Here is a 16,832-nt window from a genome sequence, read left to right as displayed (position 1 = left end):
GGCTACGAAATCTTCTTTCTCTTTGTAAGTCCATGGTTCCATGAAGATCACTTGCCAACGCGAATCGCTCACCGCTGCTTTTGCTCTTGCCGCCAGCATTGCTCCGACCCGTTCGCCCAAAGAGATTCTTCAGAATGTGAAGGTGACCGCATCGGGTTCACGGATCACTCTGACCGCGACGGACCTGGACGTCGGAATTCGCTTGGATGTCGAAGAAGGCGTCGAAGTGGAAACCGAGGGCACCGCGTTGCTGCCGGTCCAGCGAACGATGGCGATTCTGCGAGAAAGCAATGATGAAACGCTGACGATCGAAACCGACGAATCTGGTATTCGCATCACCGGAAGCCGCAGTAAATTCCGTCTTCCCGGCAGCAATCCTGACGAATTCCCCAGCGTCGCGGAGTTCAATGAGGATAAATACCACGTGCTGCCCACCCGTTTGTTCCGCGAAATGGTTCGCCGAACGGTATTCGCCACGGACGCCGAAAGCAGCCGTTACGCTCTCGGCGGGGTGCTGCTTGAAATGGAAGGCACCTCGGTGATCGCCGTGGGTACCGATGGTCGCCGCTTGGCCAAGATGGAAGGGACTGGTGAACCCCAGGGTGGCCATCAAACGACCGGAACCAGCACGATCGTCCCAACCCGAGCGATCCAGTTGATGGAACGTGCCGTCAGCGACAAGGACGACACCGTCGACGTCGCAGCCCGTGCAAACGATTTGTTGATCCGCACCCCGCGAGCGGTTATCTATTCACGACTGGTCGAAGGCCGTTACCCAAATTGGCGACAAGTGTTTCCAAAACGAGAATCTGCCGAACAGATCGACATGGCAGTCGGCCCCTTGTTCGCCGCCCTTCGCCAAGCCGCGATTGTGACCGATCACGAAAGCCGAGGGATCGATTTTACCTTCGGCGATGGCACGCTGAAACTCGAAGCCAGCACAGCCGACATCGGGGAATCCCAGATCGAATTGCCGATTCCTTATGATGCCGAAACGATCACGTTGACGATGGACCATCGTTACGTCGCTGACTTCTGCAAGGTGTTGGATAACGAAACGAATTTCGTGATGGAAATCGAATCGTCATCCAAACCTGCACTGCTAACCACCGATGATGGTTTCAGTTATGTAATCATGCCAATGGCCCGCGACCGCTAACGATTAGAGCATCTGCATAAATACTGCAGAATTCAAGCCGTAGCTACGTTCGCCAGAACGTGGTCCACCGTCTGGCGACGGTAGCTACAACAAAGAGCTTTATCGGGGCGGAGCGACGTCGTGCAACGATGCACCTTTCTCGGGACTGATCACCAGGATGGCAAATCGGGTCGCACCTTTGGCATCATCCGCACTGACGCTGGCGTAATCAAACCGGCCGCGTGAATCGGTGTAACCGTCCTTGTAAAAACGGACATCACCATCAGGATACTTTGCATAGACCTTTACATACGCGGTATCGATAGGATGGTGAGATTTGGTGTCACTGGCTTGCAATTGCCCATAGCTTTCGGACACATAGGTCGTCATCTCGCCACCGAAATAGAGAGCCGTGTTTCGCGACGCTCCCGCGACCACTTCGACCAACAACGTTTGTCGTCGTCGGTTTTCGTCTAGGTCGTAACGGGCCACTCCACTGGCTTGATCAAAATCGAGCGTTTCACTTCGCATCGGTTTGACCATCGCCATTCGTTGCAGATCCTCACGAACAAACGGGGCCTTGCTAAACAGCAACTCCAGATCGACACCGTACAGATTGAGCGTCGCCGATTTGGTTTGGCGATGATCGATCCGCAACGAGTCGCCTTCGACACGCACCATCACTTCGGGTTGCTGTTTGGCAGCGGATTCCTGCTGTCGCTCTCGATCGAGTACCGCTAGATCGCCGCTGCCCTGCTCAATCGCTTTGGGGTCATCGCTGGTGGGATCTTTGGAAACCAGTTGCTCGCTGATCAGCAGATCACGACGCTGTCGCAGCTGGTTCGCGAGTTCGCTAAAGCGGGATTGCCAACGTGGTACCGATTCCTTGCTGCGGTGGTTGGCGATCTGTTCGGCCCGATCATATTGGCCCTGATGCATGGCTAAATAGGCGTCCATGTAATCATATTGCAACCGAGTTGCGATCGAATCGCGTTTGATTTTGGCAAACGTCTCGATCGCTTCTTCGATTCTGTTTTGGATCAACAGATAGTAGGTCAAGGCAAGCCGTTCGTTTTGCGGGATCTCGTTTTGGAACCCGAGCACGCGGACGAAGTCACGGTATTGATCGAGGAACGTCGAATTCAGAATCTCGTTCTCTGCTCCCAGCCGATGAATACGAGCCCGCACGAGCGGAGCGTACTCAAGCATTTCCAGAATCCTTCGCTCGATTGCATCGACGCGTAACAGCGGGCTGTCCAGTTCCGGTCCAACGCGTTCGACCAAACCCTCTGAAAGCGACAAGTAAGTGCGAATCGCAGGTTCGTCACGGTACTTTAACGAATAAGCCCAAAGTTCCGATTCGGGAAGATTGGCACTTTGTAGCACCTTGATGACCGCCTGATAAATGTCTTGCTGCTGCATCCGATGAGCGACCAACATCCAGTCGATATCGCGAAGATTCGCAGTCGCCAAGAAATCAGTGATCTCGGCTGCGGAACCACTGCGAGCGACTTTGTCCCAAGTCACGGTGGTCAGTTCCGTCGGCTGATCGACGACGTTGAACAAGCGAGTTCGAGCTCGGGCTAGCAGTTCGCCATCGCTTGCGACCGTCGCAGGATAGTGGGGAAATTCGCCGGCTGCAGGAAAGTAAAACTGGTACTCAATCGCTTGGACCGCAAACGGAGCGAGCGTGAGCGTCTTGCTGTCGGTCACTTGGCTTCCGCTCAGCGGCAAACTGCCCTCGGGAATTTGCCAGAACACATCGACGATTTGTTGATCGCCGGTGGGATTGGAAATCACGGTTTGGCCTTTGTACGCCACGCCCGTCAAAAACTCTTTAGGTTCTTCGGATCGGCGGTTCTGGGTCGGCGGCAGAGCGTTGGCCGAAGTGAACCTTTGTCCCACCAAAATGCTGCTGCTATTGTCGTCGTTGATCTTCAGCGTACGCAATCGCTTCATCACCACGGCAACCGGATGTTCCGGAGCGTAAGGTTGACCTTCTTCGCTTGGCAAACTGATATCGCCCGCCTTCAGCGGCAGCCCACACATCGCTAGCGCCACCAAAGCGGCGTGCCGGTTATTGACCGGATACAACAAGTGCGAGGACACCGAGGGATTGCTACTGTCCGATAGAGCCAAGTCGGCCCAAAACGGATCAACGTCAATCAGACTATCAGGGAACGGTTCGTCGACGATGCGAACTTGGTCCCACTGGCTCTCGGCCCACTGTTTTGTCGAGTCGAGGTCACGAAAGAAAGCGAACTCGGCGGCACCCGAGCGACGCGAGAATCGACTCAACGCACGAACAGAGTCTTCGCCCAGCTCACTCAGTTTCTCAAGAGATTTAGTATCTTTGAGGTCCAACGATCGTTTCTTTCGAGCAGGACGACCGCCGGATTTGTCACCGCCAGGCATCGCTCCGACACCGAACCCAAAGCCACCGCCTCCCATTCCACCGCCAGCACCTCCCATTCCACTGCCGCCGAATTCTTCGGTCTCATCGATAGCTCCGAACAACATGTCGCTGGCAACATCATCAAACATGACGTTGGCTTTTAACGCACTCTCGATATTGATGCGGACCTGTTGATAATCGGTATCCTGCAGATCGACCCACTCCTTCAATTCACGTTGGACTTGTTCGCGAACCTCCGGCATCCGAATTGCCAATAACGCTCGTTCGGCGTAGTTCAGCTGGTTGTACTGCCACAGCTTGGTGTACGGTTTCAGATCATCCTCGAGTAGCCAGTGATCGACAAACTGTTTCTCTTTTTTGTTTTCGAGATAAGGTTTGATGACCTCGCTAAAGAATGCGGGATCATGGGCCCACAAGAATAGGTGCAGCTCGTGACTGGCCAGTCGTGAGTAGGCTTCCAGCTTTGCAGCTTTATCAAGCTGATCCCAAGCCGCCAGCTCGTCGAACTCATCAAACCGGGGGTCATGAATTAAAGTGCGGTACAGTTTCAACAACGCACCGACACTTCCATAGACTTGCAATTGAGCCGAACCGAGCTGCTGAAAGTCGAGTGGTTTCTCTTTGGAAGCGATCGTCACGGCTCGCTCGAAGGAGACCGCTTTCTCAGCCTCGATGGCCTTGGCAAGTCGCAAGTCGATCGTTTCGATATCGTCCAGCGGGGCGGTCACGGTTCGCTGGATCACTGTTGATGGATCGCTGACGACGATTTGCAGCAGCGGCAGCCCGTCGATCACTTTGGTGGGTACGGTGACCAGCCCGTTAGCGTCCGGCCGCAAATTGGTGATCGTGACACCACAATCGGCCAAAAAGTCGTAGTCGGACGTAGGGGTCTCGGAGTCCTCACCGCGGCGATCCGCCTCGGCTTTCATCCGCGACATATCACTTTGCGGGGCACTCGCCCTCGGTTGATCGCCTGCCGTCGCCGTTTGGCTGGCGTTGCTGGTTTCTTCGGTCTCCCACGGATTTAGAATCACACTGGGCTGTGGCAACATCACGCCGGGATACTTTGCCGCGTAACGCCGACGCAGCACGTATTGGTACTCATCTCCCAATCGCAGATCGCTGATGTAACCACATCGGGGAAGTGATACGCTTCGTCCCCGCAGTGTGGGTGACGGCAAGTGCAGCGGATTTGCTGGACTTTCAACGTCAAAATAACGAGTCGCAATCACGTGCACGCGAGCCAAGTCGGTTTGTCCCGACAACTGGATTCGCAGGCCTTCCTCGTCACGTACAATCGACGCAACGCCGAGGGGGACGACGGGAGAGACTTCGCGATGTCGAACGATTCCGACAGCGACATCGTCGATCACAGGCCCATCAACGACCGCGATCGCGGTTTGTGCCGCGGTATCACGGTCAATCAAACGATAATCGCCAGCATCCAGCTTTTTGATGCGAAGCAAACCCTGGTCAATCACCAATTCGCTACTCAAATCGGTGTCGTTGGCACCCGCACGAAGCCGGATCAATCGATAACGATCCGAGACCGGATCAGGAGTAACAACCACAGGCAATTCGATGCCGATGTCGGTCGTGGTGTGAACGGTGTTAGGCCAAAAAACTTCGTCAAGCTTCAAGTCACGAGTATGACGGGGTCCAGATCCGGCCGCGAAACTAATTTGCTTGACGTACGGTAGCGATGACAAACGCACCCGGCCTTGCTCATCGGTTTGTAACGTTTGATTGATCTGAGATCCTTTTACACGGGTCGACAGCGAGATCGAGACGGTTGCACCCGCAATCGCTTCGCCAGATCGGCCGCGAACTTCGATCACGTACTCATCACCGTCACGTGTCAAAAAGGCATCATGAGTCGAATTGGTTTGCCGGATGGTGGCGATTTGCCACTGTTGGCGGGTACGAAGCGTATGCCGTTGATTCGTCGACAAAGAGCGGATTTTGCCACTCAACGTTGCTTGGACATGCTGTAATCGAGCAGGCACTCGAAACGGAACCACCAAATCGCCCTGCGAATTTAACTTGATGTCGTCGATCGTTTTCGTTGTCGCGATCCCATCCAGATCGATTGCTTCAATGAGGACACTGACATCGGTCAACACCGACGGATCGAGTGTGGTGTCCCCCATCGCGATGCGAGGGCGAATCAACAGCGAGCTACTATCACCCGATTGCACTTGAGAGCGGTCGAGGTACATCCCAGCGGTCAAAGAGTAACCTTCGATGAGATGAGAGAATTTAATTTTTTCAGCAAGTTCACCATCGGTCACGATCGCATCGCGGTGAGTGGCATCGGACACCGGTGGCAACGTAATCGAACCGGAATCGTCAGCTAAAAATTCGCGTCCTCCCACGATCATGCGGGCTTTGGCGATCGGTTTGCGATTTTCGTCAATGATGGTGAATTTCATCCCATCGGCGGTGATCACGTCGACGTGGTGAAGTTCACCGCGGCGAATCATCGCCCGGGCACGGACTCCTTTGCCCACCAAATCAACGACCCAGACGCCTCGACCACGGATCTCGTCGAGTTCCAAAGTTTCCCGATGACGCTGAACCGCAGGTTGGTTGTAGCTGAGTTTTCGCTCGTGCGTGGCGACCAAACCATCCAGATCAATGTCGGTATCAAGCCGCTCTTTGTGGGTTCGCAGGAAGGCGAGTGAGTTGATTTCATAGATACGAAGCACAAGCTCGTCGACGTTTTTGACATCGACGATCAATTGCGTCGGATCGTCACTGGAAAATCGCGGTTTGTTTTGGGGAGCGAGTCGCAACTGGACCGAGTCACGAATCGCTTGCCGCTCCGCAGGTGACAGCAAGCGATACCATTGGTCTTCGTCGCCGATACCGAACATGAGTTTCGTTTCGGCAAACACGCTGCGAAGGTAATCGGGCTGGATCAGTTCCGCGAATGCATCGGAGCTGTCCGCGTCTTTCAAGAAATGTTCGAGGTAAACTCGGACCAGCGAAACTTCGTCACCGATCGGCGGCAACAGTGCCATCGGCATAAAGTTTTCACCCAAATTTGCTTTCGTCGCTAGACGTTTTGCCCATTCCGGGTGCACGATCGGGCTTTGTCGCGGCAGTGCGAGGTAACGCAAAAAGAGGTCGCGATCATAAACGCCGGCTGCCAAGTTGGCCTCGAGTAAGCGAAACGTCGCCGATGCTTTTAACGAGTTGTAACTTGGCGGCAGCGTGCGGACGTACGCTTCGACTCGTTTCAGATAGGCAAGTCGCTCTTCAGGCTGCTGCGACAAATCGACGTCGTCGCTCGGACGCAGTCGCAATAGTTTCGCCGAAACAAACGAGTTATCGTCAGCGATTTCGGGGACAGCTGAGGCAATACGATCGAGCTCGGAGAGGGTTAGCACTTGATGAGCCGCCAGATCCCCAAAGCGAACATCTTGTTTTCGTCGCGATTGCAATTCGCGGATCACCAGCTCGTCAAGGTTTGAGATCGTGGCATGATCGACTCGGGCGAGAAAATCATGCAAATTCAGTTTCAGACCGGCGGTTTCGCCAGCTCGATACATTTCCGCCAATCGCCTCATCCCGATTGGCTGCAGCGTGTCATCCTGCTGCACCGCCTCTTTGACCAGACGATCGAGATCCAACAGTGTGATATCAAACTGGCTCGGGTAGCGTCGCTCGCCTTTGACCGGTGGCGCAGGATGGTGCAATTGGACGCCGAGTCGTTTGACCAAATGATCAATCGTCCGCTCGGGGGTTTGGGAATAGGTCAGCAACCGTTGGCGATCGATCATGCCGCGAATGACCGCGGTTTCTCGACCTTTGTTTTCCGCCAACCAATCGTTCAGAATCACCTCGGCGCGGTCCAATTGGCCCGACGTTTGGTAATGCAGACAGTGATAGAAGTAATAATCATCACTGCCCGGAATCAGCTCCTCGAGAAACGCCTCACGATCGTCCGTCAAAGCGTACCGTTCCATGATGCCGATGGGTTCAGCCATTCCATTTCCTATGGCGAGTGAAAAGACGAGAACAAAGCCGAGTAGGGCTCGATGAGTCGAAATCGCGAGCATGAGAAGAAATTCCAGGTGCGGAAGTAGATGGGCTAAGCCATTATAGATCGCCGAAACGGCATAGAGACAACGAATCATCGAGTGCATGTATTAGAGCGAATATGCCGGATTTGAGTTAAAAACCAGAAAAAACGACAGAAACAGGCTGCAACGTAGCGGAATAGGACAAGCCAGGACTGCTGAATCGTGGGTCTTCGAGTGGATTTGCGGCTGTGCAGGCTCTTCTGCCACCTCACCACCAACTTCGTTGGTAGAGAGGTAACTGCGTCAAAACCGCAAACATAAGAGCGGTGATGGTCAGGAATCCGAAAGTCATTTCAGCCAACGCCTCTTCATCTCTATAATTAAAGGTTCATTAGCACGGAATCAGATCACTCGTCTTGGCAATGAGGAGATACCCATGTCAAGTCAATTACGGCGGCGAGAATTTGTCTCAGGCGTGGCGGCGGCCGGATTACTCGCTGGCACCTCAGCCCATCGATTGTTTGCTCATGAAGCAGATCCCGACTGCCATGCTACCTATGAAACGATCCAGGATGCGATCGATTCACCACCGGAGCGATACGCTTTCGTTCCCGCGATTTTGGTGGGCACCGATAGCGACCATCCCGATTACATGGCGACGGTGGACGTGGATCCCAATTCGAATCAATACGGAAAGGTGGTAGGTCGCTTTTCGATGCCGGAACCTGGCGACGAACTACACCATTATGGATGGAACGCTTGCAGTAACTGTCACGGGCATCGGCATCGGCAATATCTTGTCATTCCAGGTTTAAAATCTGGCAATATTTATATCGTGGATGCGGCTGATCCCACAAAGCTGCGTCTACACAAAACCATCTCGAGTGCAGAGATAGCTGAACGGACGAATCTGTCGTTTCCGCACACTGTCCATTGTCGAGCGGACGGCGTGATCATGCTTTCGATGTTAGGCGATGCCAAGGGAAACGCGCCTGGCGGCTTTCTTGAGATCGATGATCAATTCGAAATTCGCGGCCGGTGGGAAAAGTCGACTGCGGGCATGAACTTCAACTATGACTTTTGGTACCAACCGCGACACAACGTGATGGTCAGCAGCGAATGGGCTGCTCCTAATACCGTCAAAACCGGTTTTAGTCTCGAAGATGTTGAAAAAGGCAAATATGGACAGCATCTGCATTTCTGGGACTGGTCGACGCACCAAATTAAGCAGTCAGTTGATTTGGGCGAAAGCGGATTGATCCCGTTGGAGGTTCGTTTTCACCACAATCCAGATAGCTCGCATGGTTTCGTCGGAGCTGCACTCAGTAGCGCCATTCATCATTGGAACATCGAGCAGGATACTTGGAAGACGGAGAAGGTGATTCAGGTGGATCCTGTTGAAACCGAAGGATGGCCATTTCCAGTACCGGGCCTTGTTACGGACATCTTGATATCACTGGATGATCGCTTTCTCTATTTTTCAAATTGGTTGCATGGTGACATCCGCCAATACGATGTATCCAATCCATCAATGCCGAAGCTGGTAGGACAAGTTTGGTTGGGAGGTGTGATCGGGAAAACGTCGCAGTTGCCAATGCAAAACAAATCGGGTGGTCCGCAGATGTTACAACTTAGCCGGGACGGAAAACGGTTGTACGTCACCAGTTCGCTGTACAGTGTTTGGGACAACCAGTTCTATCCGACGATACGCGAAACAGGATCATGGATGGCTCAGATTGACTGCGACACCCAAAACGGCGGAATGAAAGTCAACGAGCGATTTTTTGTCGATTTTGGTAAGGAACCTTGGGGACCTGCACGAGCACACGAGATTCGATTCCCCGATGGGGATTGCACATCCGATATCTGGGTTTGATGCGATCGCAAAATGCCACGCCGCAAAATGTCATGTCACTGCGAAACCAATCGCATCCGTCGGTGGCGGATCATCAAACAACATCCGCTCCCGGGGCTAATTCCAGAATGTCTCGATCGCGATAGAGGGCAATTTGGGTTTGGGTTAATGGTTTTGCACCGAAACAAGCGACCTTCAATCGGTCTTTGTTGAACCAGAACAAGGGTTCCGCCAACACCGTGCCTTCGTCGTCGGTGATCGGTTCCTGACGAATTTTAAAACGATTCCATAGGTCGGCCAGCCATTGGCGGTGTTCCATACCGATGACTTCCAAAATGTCGTTTTGGTCTTCTTCATCGCTGGTCGAGCTCTCGATCTCCGGCGTTGTATTCATCGTCTTCACGCAATGCGTGATCACGCGGCATAATCGTCGTGAAGCGGTCGAACCAGAGGTGGTGCAGTACAACGCCAATAACGATCGGGCTCGAGTCATCGCGACATAAAGATTGCGAGCGAGAATGTCACCGCTGGCAGTGACAAATTGGTCGGCGCAAGGAATCATCACCACCTCGGATTCATACCCTTTATAGGAATGCGATGTCGTCACGATCAATGTGTTGGCTTGACGCTCGAAAGGGCGGTTGGTTTGGACCGATAACTCGACGTCGATTTCAGCCAACAGCGGTGCCAGTTTTTCTTGCAGCAAGGAAACGACAGACTTGCCGTTGTAGAGCAAACAAATGTCGTTGGGTAAAATTCCTTCCTGTTGGATCAAATACTTCAAATGAATCGCGATAGCCTCGATCTCGGCCGAGCGGTGATCAAAGGAATGTAAGATCGGTTTGGGACCTTCGATCTGGTTGAACCGCACCCGCAACCACTCATGCCCGTTACGCTCGGTTCGTTCCAACAACCCCATGCTCAATAATTCGCTCTGGTCTTGACGTTGGTCCCGAGGCGTTAACCGTTGTAACACGTTGACGGCCAGTTCGGCGATCGGAGCGGTGGAGCGAAAGCTTTCTCGCATGATCGTACTGCGGCCTCGCATATCGAGCCCAAACTCGGACCATTTTGGCGTTTTTCGTCCGTAGATGTTCTGAGCGTTGTCGTAGAAAATGTGAGCCGAGCGGCTGTTGCTGTCTTCAGCATCGGTTTGTTCGACGACGGACAACAGTAATCTCAATACCGACGGCCCCATGTCTTGAGCCTCGTCGATAAACAGTGCGGAACATCGCGGAAGCAGCTTCGATGCATCCTGACGACTCAGGAATTGCTCGGCCGCACGGTCATAATCAAAATCAAAGCTATCCATCGACAATGCCACGTTGGGAAGCATTCCCGACAGCACGTCCTTGACATGCAACAGATGCACCTTGTCCCAGGGAAAGTCGGACTGCGGAAACAATTCTCCCGCCGACAGGCTTTCCCATGCCGATTCGATCGATTCGCGAAGCAGTTTATGTAGCGACCGGTTGGCGTAAACGGCCCAGATGCGAAGATCGCTGCTGCCTTCGAATCGCTTGACGGTCTTGGCGAGCCAGTTGCAAAGCACGATCGATTTTCCGCTGCCCGCCACGCCGCGAACCAATCTCGGTTTACCATCGAGGTTTAAATTCGTCAGCCGCTGCTGCTCTTCGGAAAGTACGGGTTTCATTCCTTTGCGGTTAGCCACTTGGTGCCCCATGCTGCGATTGGCCCCCGGGGATGTTTCATAATTTGGACGAGCCTCGGCAACGTTTGTGCTCATCACGGCCGGATGAAAACTCAGCTTGGTTTGGCTGACCTCCTCCCAACGAAAAGAATCGTCATGCGGTTTCAGCACGCTTGGCGTCAGCCGCCTCTTTAGCGGTTTCAGATACGGTTCTTCCATTTCACTGCGACTGGCCAACACGATGACTGCCTCGCGAGCCCGGCTGAGTGCCACGTTGACCAGCCTTTTCCATTCGTCATAGGGCCAATTGTAGCTGCCAGCATTGACCGTATCGAAGATTACAATATCCGCTTCAGACCCTTGCTGACTATGAACCGTCGATGCCTCCCAACCGGCTAAATCCCACGCGGCAAATAATCTTCCGACCACTTGAGCCTGGGCTTTGTAGGGTGAAATGAACAAACCGTTGGCGGTCCGCATTTCAGGGTCGAAAAACATTTTTTGTAACAGTCGTGGTGTGATCGAACGAATCCAACTCTTGTTGCCCGGCCCGCGCTCGGCACGGATCGCAGCAAGGTCCGTGGGTTCTTGATCGAGCACATACCAAATCGCTCGCGAATGATCGGCGAGACAAGACGGAATCTGCGAAACACGATCTTTGGTTTCTTGAGCGGTGCTCAGGAATCCGCCGTACTGAAATTCCGAAACAACTTGACATACCTCGGGATGCATGCGTCGCTGCTCTGTTAGCACATGCACGGCGGTGGGAGTGGCACTAAATTGTTCGAGGTGGCTGAGCCCGCTGCTGGCTAACCACGTCTGTTGGCGGGTGGGCAGGATTCGCGAGATACGGCTGATCGGCGCAAGCTGTTTCGAGTCGCCGACCAACACAACGCGTCGCGAAGCCAGTAGCGACAAGGCTGCGATCGCCGTTCGCGACATCAGCCCCGCTTCGTCAATGAAAATGGTTGTAAACGGAGCCTCACCTGCCTCCAGAATTTTGGTGATCGTCTCGTTCCGCAGAAAGCTTGTCGCTTTGAACGCAGTCGCAACCACCACCTTGACCTCGGGATCGACAAAGATGCGACGGCTTTGGTCGCTTCCCTTGGCCCGCAGTTCACCGATCTGTTTGCGAGTCAGTGCCTTGTCTTCCCAGCTGTCGAATTGCCGCAGCTGGTGGGCGAGATCATCGATTTTGTAAAGCACTTCGGACTCGGTTCCTTGTAACATCGAATCGAGTTCCGCAGCAGCAAACGATTTCAGCGAGGCTCCCTTACCGATGCGTAACAATCGTCCTTCGGCCAATGCATCAGCGGATCGAAAGCGTGCGGCATTGCCAATCGACAACGCGGCCGCATCGGTAGCACGATTGGTCGTCGAAACGACAAGGATCCGCTCGCTGTCATCGTCCAGCACCGCGGCAATCTGTTGACCGGTTGTATAAGTTTTGCCGGTGCCCGGTGGTCCCCATAGAATCGACCAAGCATGTTGCCACCAATCGTATAGCTGCGGTAAGCCGACGTTGAATTGCGTGGCGATCGCGGGATGCACGTTGCCTTGTGCGGCATTCAAACGACCTGGCAGCTCGCTACGAATTTCAGCGAACTCAGCCGCATTGTAGACGGCGTCCAAGACCGACAGAAACTCGAACGGGCGGACGAAAAAGGATCCTGTCGTGGGGATCGCTTCGGGATTATCCAGGCTGACGAATAAACAACCATTGCGTTCATCGACCTCCAAGATTTCGCCCGACCAATCGACGCCGTCGTCCACATCGGCCTGTTCATACGCGAAATCCGAGGCGTCGTCATCAAACGATTTCGGACGAAATGCCTTGGCACCTTCCCAAGTCCAATCGAACTCGACCGAGCTGCCCAAATGGATCACGCAAACCACTCCACGATCCCGTTCAGCAAAAATACTGACACGGCGGCAGCGCAGACGTTTCCATTTCGAACAGTCGCGGAATTCTTGGCGAATCGCCGTCGCCGCATCCTTCAGAAGCGACTCGTCGCCGGACGGCAAATCAAGCTCGGACGCAAAACGAGCGGGACGAAACAGGTCATCCTGTGCCGCGTTGTCATCCGACTCGCATTCCGGAAACGCTTCTTCCATCCGATCTGTGCCCTGTAACCCTTCGAAACGTCGGCAGCCACCATACAATTGCTAGTATGACGTGTCGGACGGATCATGAGTACCATCGCAGCGGCGGATTCCAGGGCGTGATGGACCGGCGAATGTGGAGAAAGGACGGTGGTCGGTCCCACCCGTTTTTCTGTTCGTGGCCCGTTTTCGCTCGCCGATTTTATTGGCGATGCGGCCGCGTCGCGGACGCCAGCGCGATCGTGACCAGCATTGTTCCCGCTAAGCTGCTAAGTGCCATTCGCAGGCTGACCCATTCGGACAACAACCCAATCAGAGGTGGTCCAAGCAGAAATCCGAAGTAGCCGATCGTGGAAACCGTCGCCAACGCGACTCCGGGGGAACTGCCCGGCAGTTTCCCGCAAGCGCTGAAGACCGCGGGAACGATCGTGGCAAGGCCTGCTCCGATCAACGTGAATCCAATCATTGCCGTGACAACGTGATAGGACATGACCACGATCAAAACACCGATCATCGCAACAAACGCACACACTCGCACCTGTTTGACAGGCCCCAACCATGCCGAAAAACGGTCTCCGGCAAATCGCCCCATCGCCATGGCGATCGCGAAGGTCGCGTACCCCATCGCGGCGATGCCTTCGCCAATGCCAAGTGTTTGATGCAGCAGCACCGCACTCCAATCGGCCATCGCGCCTTCGCCTGCCATCACACAAAACGCAATCACGCCTAGCACGAGCGTCGCGTTTCGCGAGGCACGACCCGGGTGCGGCAAACTCGTTTGCTGACTTGCCGCATTGCCATGTCGTTCGTCCGCCGTCGTCGCATTGGATCGCCGCAGAGGTTTGTCGTTCGCAGCGTGATCGTTTTCGACGCGGTCGTGTAACAGACGGGAAATGATCGGCTGTGTGGCGGTGGCAAACGCCGCTGTGACCAGGATGAAATGCCACTGCACGTTCACACCGCTGATGGCGATCAAACTGCCCGCCAACGCACCTGCCAATCCTCCGATACTCCACAACGCGTGGATCGACGAATTGATCTGCTGGTTCATGCGTCGCTCGACTTCGAGCGCTTGCACATTCATGGAAACATCCAACATGCCATGACCGACGCCAAAAATGAATAACGCAGCGATCAACGTGACCAAACCGGGCATCAGCGGGATCGTCGGCAGCCCGATTAGATAAATCGCGAGGCTGATTGCAGCGATCCGCCGACTGCCCACTCGCGAACAAAGCCAGCCCGCGCAAGGCATCGCGACCACGGCCCCGGCCGCCACGACCATCAACGCAAGCCCCAGCGTTCCATTGGAAAGTTGAAACTGAGATTGAATCGCAGGAATTCGTGTTGCCCAGGTTGCGTACAGAAAACCGTTCAAACAGAACAGCGCACGCACCGCCCACAGCGAAGCGTTTATCGGCATCGCCGCAGGCGTACGGATCAATTGGACTGGATGGATGACGTTCGCCATGATCAGTTGGTGACTATGGTTCAAAGGGGGGGACTGACGGATCGACCATTCGCCGCGATCGCCGCTGGCGTGCCGTGCAAAGGGCCGAACCGTCTAAGAGGAAAAAAGGGGACACACCGCGCTAATGTCAATACATGCTTAGACCGCATGTAGCGGAGCACTCGCGGTTTCATTCACGGTGGCAACGATCGCCAATCGATCGACTTGAGATTTCTCCCAGCCTTGGACGTCGAGCCCGTGTTGCTCAAACAGTTCGCGAATCTGGGATCGATCGGTCCATCCGATGACGTCTTCGAGAATCGGGATCAACACACTAAACGCGTTGTCGCTCAGTACCGTGCGTCGAGCGATCGGCGCCAAATGGGTGTTTTCCGATACCGCGATCGTGTAGCCGTCACAGCGATTCAAATGCAGCATGACGTGAACATCCGAGCTGCCATCGCCGAGATAGACGATCCGGTCCCAAGGAATACCAAGCTGTTCTTGCAACTTGTCTAACACGGTGACCTTGCCGTAGCCGGCGGTCAATTTTGACACCGACGTGATCTCGCCCGTTTCGGGATGGTAATTCAGCCGCGTTCCGAAAATACGTTCCGGTGGCACAATGCCTTCGAGTGCCGAACGAACGACCTCTTCGGGCGATGCGGACACCACATAAAATGTGAAACGATGTCCATCGATACCTTGCTGCAGCAGCTCCATGAGCGGAGCCAGATTCTTTTTCAAACGAATCCGCTTGCCCGCTTCCCACAAATGTTCGCGGCGGACTTGGCGATAATCGGGATCGTGCAGCAACAGGTAAGTCAATTCGCCGCCCTGTTGGACGAGGTGCGAATTGGCCAAACCCTTCACCTTCGCTTCAAAGTCCGCGAGCCCCAACATCGCGCTGAGTTCGACTCCGGTGTCGTTGAAGCTAAGCGTCTGATCAAAGTCGCTGGCGATCAGATAGTGTTTCCTCCGTGAGGGTGATTTTGGTTCCACCAAATCGTCGAGGATTGAATGTGAGTTGAACGAACGTTCAACCGAGATGGTCTGGTGCATGTTCGTCTTCCTATTGCCCTATGAGTTTCATTTCAAATGGAATTCACGAGAACCCGGCGATCATCAAATTTCGATCACTTTCGTCGTGCTCTTCGTCGTCAATCCTACGGAGATGCCAAGAAATGGTATAGACAAATAGGCTCAGAAGACCAAAATAGCTGTAAGGTTTTAATGTCAAGTTGTTAGTGACAATCCCGTGATGTCGCTCTTGGGAAAATAGTTGTCCATTAACGGATTGAAACCACTTATTTTCTTCATATTTGAAAACATTAATGGAAAATGGCCGATCCGAAATACAAGCAAATCGCGCAAGAATTAATGGCTGAGATCACAGCCGGTAAGTATCAACCAACGGGTCGATTGCCAAGCGAAGCCCAACTTGTCAAGCGATTTGATGTGTCGCGGCCGACCGCGGCGCTGGCGCTTCGACAGTTGCAAGATCAGGGGTTGGTGGTTCGTCGTGCTGGTTCGGGCAGTTTCGTTCGGCAACACCCAGGTCGGGTCGAAACGGCTCAGCAACAAATCGGACTGCTCGTTCCGGAGATCAACGAGACCGAGATACTCGAAGTGATTTGTGGTGACTTGGCGAGACTGTCTCGATTGCATGACTTCAGTCTGTTGTGGTCCGCCGGCGTCGATGACGACTCGGACGATGTTGCGCAAACATTGTGCAAACCGTTTCTCGATCAAAATGTCAGTGGAGTGTTTTTTGCGCCGTTCGAGCTTCACGAACAGAGTCTTGATTTGAATCTGCGAATCACCCGCCAGTTACGGCAAGCCGGAGTTTCGGTGGTCCTGCTGGATCGCGACATTCACCCCTTCCCGGCGCGTAGCGAGTTTGACTTGGTGGGGATCGATAATTTCGCCAGCGGGTACCTTGCCGCGTCACACCTCTTAAAACTGGGGTGCCGACGATTGTTTTTTCTCGGACCTCCCATGGCGGCACCGACGATCCTGCACCGGATCGCCGGAGCTCGTGAGGCGGCGCTGAGCTACCATGAAGCCGATGTCCAGTTTGACGTCGAGCGGTTGCAGCCGGACGATGAACAAAGGGTTAAAGCGATTGCCGCGAAATCGGATGCAATCATCTGCTCGAACGACCGCTTGGCGGCGACGCTGATGCAAACGC

At 54.1% G+C, this 16,832-nt stretch carries 7 protein-coding genes; 3 read left to right on the top strand and 4 right to left on the bottom strand.

What is annotated here, in order from left to right; all coding sequences use genetic code 11:
• Positions 1–40 precede the first annotated feature (40 nt).
• Positions 41–1,159, top strand: a complete 1,119-nt coding sequence (dnaN, locus tag ABX962_RS11845) for a DNA polymerase III subunit beta (RefSeq protein ID WP_372719604.1) — start codon at positions 41–43, stop codon at positions 1,157–1,159.
• Between the two features lie 99 nt (positions 1,160–1,258).
• Here dnaN and ABX962_RS11840 read toward each other — a convergent pair whose 3' ends face one another.
• A complete protein-coding gene (locus tag ABX962_RS11840; protein ID WP_372719602.1) occupies positions 1,259–7,546 on the bottom strand; it encodes a carboxypeptidase-like regulatory domain-containing protein in 6,288 nt (2,095 codons plus the stop codon).
• A 472-nt stretch (positions 7,547–8,018) separates the two neighbouring features.
• On the opposite strand from ABX962_RS11840, the gene ABX962_RS11835 reads away from it, so the two are divergent.
• Positions 8,019–9,458 carry a selenium-binding family protein gene (locus tag ABX962_RS11835; RefSeq protein WP_372719600.1) on the top strand — a complete coding sequence of 480 codons (1,440 nt, stop codon included), beginning with the start codon at positions 8,019–8,021 and terminating at the stop codon, positions 9,456–9,458.
• A gap of 73 nt (positions 9,459–9,531) precedes the next feature.
• On the opposite strand, the gene ABX962_RS11830 is transcribed toward ABX962_RS11835, so the two are convergent.
• From ABX962_RS11830 to ABX962_RS11820, 3 genes are all read right to left on the bottom strand, one after another.
• Positions 9,532–13,203 (bottom strand): AAA domain-containing protein, encoded by a 3,672-nt coding sequence (locus tag ABX962_RS11830; protein WP_372719598.1) that lies wholly within the window; start codon positions 13,201–13,203, stop codon positions 9,532–9,534.
• 190 nt (positions 13,204–13,393) lie between these two features.
• Entirely contained in the window at positions 13,394–14,662 is a 1,269-nt protein-coding gene (locus ABX962_RS11825; protein ID WP_372719596.1) for an MFS transporter, read from the bottom strand.
• 138 nt (positions 14,663–14,800) lie between these two features.
• On the bottom strand, positions 14,801–15,703 hold the full coding sequence (locus ABX962_RS11820) for an HAD-IB family phosphatase (RefSeq protein WP_372719594.1): 903 nt from the start codon (positions 15,701–15,703) through the stop codon (positions 14,801–14,803).
• Between the two features lie 279 nt (positions 15,704–15,982).
• Between ABX962_RS11820 and ABX962_RS11815 the strand changes: the two genes are divergently transcribed.
• Positions 15,983–16,832: GntR family transcriptional regulator (locus ABX962_RS11815; protein WP_372719592.1), on the top strand; the 850-nt coding region annotated here is incomplete at its 3' end.

The sequence above is a fragment of the Novipirellula sp. genome (assembly GCF_041583735.1).
GTDB lineage: Bacteria > Planctomycetota > Planctomycetia > Pirellulales > Pirellulaceae > Novipirellula.
Note: the sequence above shows the minus strand (reverse complement) of the source record. Positions and strands in the feature narration are given on the sequence as shown.

Bases quoted from the DNA above. Each gene is read 5' to 3' on its own strand.
- dnaN (WP_372719604.1), top strand. From the start codon at position 41: ATGAAGATCACTTGCCAACGCGAATCGCTCACCGCTGCTTTTGCTCTT.
- ABX962_RS11840 (WP_372719602.1), bottom strand. From the start codon at position 7,546: ATGGCTGAACCCATCGGCATCATGGAACGGTACGCTTTGACGGACGAT.
- ABX962_RS11835 (WP_372719600.1), top strand. From the start codon at position 8,019: ATGTCAAGTCAATTACGGCGGCGAGAATTTGTCTCAGGCGTGGCGGCG.
- ABX962_RS11830 (WP_372719598.1), bottom strand. From the start codon at position 13,203: ATGGAAGAAGCGTTTCCGGAATGCGAGTCGGATGACAACGCGGCACAG.
- ABX962_RS11825 (WP_372719596.1), bottom strand. From the start codon at position 14,662: ATGGCGAACGTCATCCATCCAGTCCAATTGATCCGTACGCCTGCGGCG.
- ABX962_RS11820 (WP_372719594.1), bottom strand. From the start codon at position 15,703: ATGCACCAGACCATCTCGGTTGAACGTTCGTTCAACTCACATTCAATC.